This window comes from Mesorhizobium sp. WSM3866, assembly GCF_002294795.1.
Lineage (GTDB): Bacteria > Pseudomonadota > Alphaproteobacteria > Rhizobiales > Rhizobiaceae > Mesorhizobium.
On sequence record NZ_NSGC01000037.1, the window covers coordinates 2,501 to 6,629 of the forward strand.

Consider the following 4,129-nt stretch of genomic DNA (forward strand, 5'->3'; position numbering starts at 1 on the left):
TCGAGAAGCTGGTCTTTTTGTGCCAATTCCATTGAAGCAAATCCCGCACAGGATTTGGTTCGTGCGACAATCCCTTCGGGATTGCGCTTATGCGACGATCCCTTCGGGATCGCGCATGATGGGTATTGGCAATGAGAACGATCAAGTGTCTTAAGGGCAATTGGTGGATGCCTTGGCATGCACAGGCGATGAAGGACGTGATACGCTGCGATAAGCTACGGGGAGGTGCGAATACCCTTTGATCCGTAGATCTCCGAATGGGGAAACCCACCTAAGGTACTTGGAAAATCAGAGCAGCAGGGCAACTGACGCGACAATCCCAAAAGGATTGAGCGTGGGGCGACGATCTCTTTGGGATCGCGCTGTTTTTGCTGCTGTGGTTTCCAAGTATCGATAATAGGTAACTTATCCTGAATACATAGGGATAAAGTGGCGAACGCGGGGAACTGAAACATCTAAGTACCCGTAGGAAAGGACATCAACCGAGACTCCGGAAGTAGTGGCGAGCGAACCCGGACCAGGCCAGCGGCGATTGAGAGACAAGCGGAACCTTCTGGAAAGTTGGGCCATAGCGGGTGACAGCCCCGTACGCGTAATGCGATCAATCGTCCTTGAGTAAGGCGGGACACGTGAAATCCTGTCTGAAATTGGGAGGACCACCTTCCAAGCCTAAGTACTCGTGCATGACCGATAGCGAACTAGTACCGTGAGGGAAAGGTGAAAAGCACCCCGACAAGGGGAGTGAAAGAGTACCTGAAACCGATTGCCTACAAACAGTGGGAGCCCGTCCTTCAAATCGCTTGACGATTTGAAGAACTTTTGATTTTGCCATCAAGAGCGCAAGCGCTTTGATGGGCGGGTGACCACGTACCTTTTGTATAATGGGTCAGCGACTTAGTGTGACGAGCAAGCTTAAACCGATAGGTGTAGGCGCAGCGAAAGCGAGTCTGAACAGGGCGTTCAGTTCGTCGCATTAGACCCGAAACCGAGTGATCTAGCCATGAGCAGGCTGAAGGTAAGGTAACACTTACTGGAGGGCCGAACCCATAACTGTTGCAATAGTTCGGGATGACTTGTGGCTAGGGGTGAAAGGCCAATCAAACTCGGAAATAGCTGGTTCTCCGCGAAATCTATTTAGGTAGAGCGTCGACCGAATACCCCAGGGGGTAGAGCACTGGATGGGCTAGGGGTCCTCACCGGATTACCAAACCTAACCAAACTCCGAATACCTGGGAGTACTAGTCGGCAGACACACGGCGGGTGCTAACGTCCGTCGTGAAAAGGGAAACAACCCTGACCTACAGCTAAGGTCCCCAAGTTATGGCTAAGTGGGAAAGGATGTGAGGATCCCAAAACAACCAGGATGTTGGCTTAGAAGCAGCCATCATTTAAAGAAAGCGTAACAGCTCACTGGTCTAAATAAGGGTCTTTGCGCCGAAAATGTAACGGGGCTAAAGCCATACACCGAAGCTTAGGGTTCGTGAGCAATCACGAGCGGTAGCGGAGCGTTCTGTAAGCCAGTGAAGCCGTACCCGTGAGGGGCGGTGGAGGTATCAGAAGTGCGAATGCTGACATGAGTAACGTAAGGGGAGTGAGAGACTCCCCCGCCGAAAGACCAAGGGTTCCTGCTTAAAGTTAATCTGAGCAGGGTTAGCCGGCCCCTAAGACGAGGCGGAAACGCGTAGTCGATGGGAATCACGTTAATATTCGTGAGCCTGGAGGTAGTGACGGATCACACAAGTTGTCCAATCTTATCGGATTGAAAGGGCAGCGGAGTGGTTCCAGGAAATAGCTCCTCCTTATAGACCGTACCCGAAACCGACACTGGTGGTCTGGTAGAGTATACCAAGGCGCTTGAGAGAACTATGCTGAAGGAACTCGGCAAATTGCACGCGTAACTTCGGAAGAAGCGTGACCCTTTTTTGCGCAAGCAGAGGAGGGTGGCACAGACCAGGGGGTAGCGACTGTTTATCAAAAACACAGGGCTCTGCGAAGTCGCAAGACGACGTATAGGGTCTGACGCCTGCCCGGTGCTGGAAGGTTAAGAGGAGGGGTGCAAGCTCTGAATCGAAGCCCCAGTAAACGGCGGCCGTAACTATAACGGTCCTAAGGTAGCGAAATTCCTTGTCGGGTAAGTTCCGACCTGCACGAATGGCGTAACGACTTCCCCGCTGTCTCCAGCATAGACTCAGTGAAATTGAATTCCCCGTGAAGATGCGGGGTTCCTGCGGTTAGACGGAAAGACCCCGTGCACCTTTACTATAGCTTTACATTGGCATTCGTAGTGGCATGTGTAGGATAGGTGGTAGGCTTTGAAGCCTGGGCGCCAGCTCAGGTGGAGCCACCCTTGAAATACCACCCTTATCACTATGGATGTCTAACCGCGGCCCGTTATCCGGGTCCGGGACAATGTATGGTGGGTAGTTTGACTGGGGCGGTCGCCTCCTAAAGAGTAACGGAGGCGCGCGATGGTGGGCTCAGAACGGTCGGAAATCGTTCGCTGAGTGCAATGGCATAAGCCTGCCTGACTGCGAGACTGACAAGTCGAGCAGAGACGAAAGTCGGTCATAGTGATCCGGTGGTCCCGTGTGGAAGGGCCATCGCTCAACGGATAAAAGGTACGCCGGGGATAACAGGCTGATGACCCCCAAGAGTCCATATCGACGGGGTTGTTTGGCACCTCGATGTCGACTCATCGCATCCTGGGGCTGGAGCAGGTCCCAAGGGTATGGCTGTTCGCCATTTAAAGCGGTACGTGAGTTGGGTTCAGAACGTCGTGAGACAGTTCGGTCCCTATCTGCCGTGGGTGTAGGAATATTGAAAGGATCTGTCCCTAGTACGAGAGGACCGGGATGGACGGATCTCTGGTGGACCTGTTGTGGCGCCAGCCGCATTGCAGGGTAGCTATATCCGGACGGGATAACCGCTGAAGGCATCTAAGCGGGAAACCCACCTTGAAACGAGTATTCCCTGAGAACCGTGGAAGACGACCACGTTGATAGGCCGGGTGTGGAAGAGCGGCAACGCTTGAAGCTTACCGGTACTAATAGTTCGATCGGCTTGATCGTTCTCATTCCTAATATCCATCCGACAAAGTCGGATGGTCTGCCAGCGCTCACGCATGAGCGGCCCTTACGGGCCTATGCTCCGCGAGGGCGCCGGACGACCGGCGACGCGCAGTCGCGCTTGCGGGCTTCGCCCGTAGGCAAAACGCAGACGTCGCCTTGGCACAAAACGACGATCCTTTGGATCGCGCTTGGCGACGATCCTTGATCGCGCTTGGCGACGATCCTCGGATCGCGCTTGGCGACGATCCTTGATCGCGCTTGGCGACGATCCTTGATCGCGCTTGGCGACGATCCTCGGATCGCGCTTGGCGACGATCCTCGGATCGCGCTTGGCGACGATCCTCGGATCGCGCTTGGCGACGATCCTCGGATCGCGCTTGGCGACGATCCTCGGATCGCGCTTGGCGACGATCCTCGGATCGCGCTTGGCGACGATCCTCGGATCGCGCTTGAACAGCTTCTCGATTTGAACGTGCGTTTCGCCGACCTGGTGGTTATGGCGGAGCGGCTGCACCCGATCCCATTCCGAACTCGGCCGTGAAACGCTCCAGCGCTGATGGTACTTCGTCTCAAGACGCGGGAGAGTAGGTCGCTGCCAGGTCTGCCAAGCGCACGTTCATCTCACATCCGGATCCGGATGTGAGACAAATCTTCTCCTTGCGATTGTTGTGATGCATGTCGTTGCCTCAAAACCGCTAACACTTTTGAGCGACATGCATGAGGCCCGCCAAACGGGATCCCGGGCCGCGCAAGCGGCCCTTTCATTGGGCGGTCCCTTGAATACGGTAAGCGCAAACTTACCTCTATGGTGACGCGGGGTGGAGCAGCCCGGTAGCTCGTCAGGCTCATAACCTGAAGGTCACAGGTTCAAATCCTGTCCCCGCAACCAATCCCAAAAACGCCCGCCTCGTGCGGGCGTTTTTATATCTGGCCATACTGGCCGGCTGATGTGAGCGGTCATCAGGCCCGCAAGCAGCGAACCGACGCAGCGCCGGCAGAAAAGCCAAATCCCCACACCAATCCAGACCGGCCCGCCAACGCAGGCCGTTTGCGTTTGCGGC

General features: G+C 55.2%; 1 protein-coding gene, 1 tRNA gene and 2 rRNA genes. 3 read left to right on the plus strand and 1 reads right to left on the minus strand.

The window, feature by feature from the left end; translation table 11 throughout:
• Positions 1-139: 139 nt before the first annotated feature.
• The 3 genes from CK222_RS31190 to CK222_RS31200 all read left to right on the plus strand — a co-directional run bounded on the left by CK222_RS31190 (position 140) and on the right by CK222_RS31200 (position 3,957).
• A 23S ribosomal RNA gene (locus CK222_RS31190) occupies positions 140-3,068 on the plus strand.
• A gap of 486 nt (positions 3,069-3,554) precedes the next feature.
• A 5S ribosomal RNA gene (gene rrf, locus CK222_RS31195) occupies positions 3,555-3,669 on the plus strand.
• Positions 3,670-3,880: 211 nt separating this feature from the next.
• Positions 3,881-3,957: transfer RNA gene (locus tag CK222_RS31200), tRNA-Met, on the plus strand.
• On the opposite strand, the gene CK222_RS32780 is transcribed toward CK222_RS31200, so the two are convergent.
• A partial coding sequence (locus tag CK222_RS32780) for a hypothetical protein (RefSeq protein ID WP_210201964.1) occupies positions 3,928-4,129 on the minus strand: 202 nt, incomplete at its 5' end. The two genes, CK222_RS31200 and CK222_RS32780, sit on opposite strands and share 30 nt — an antisense overlap.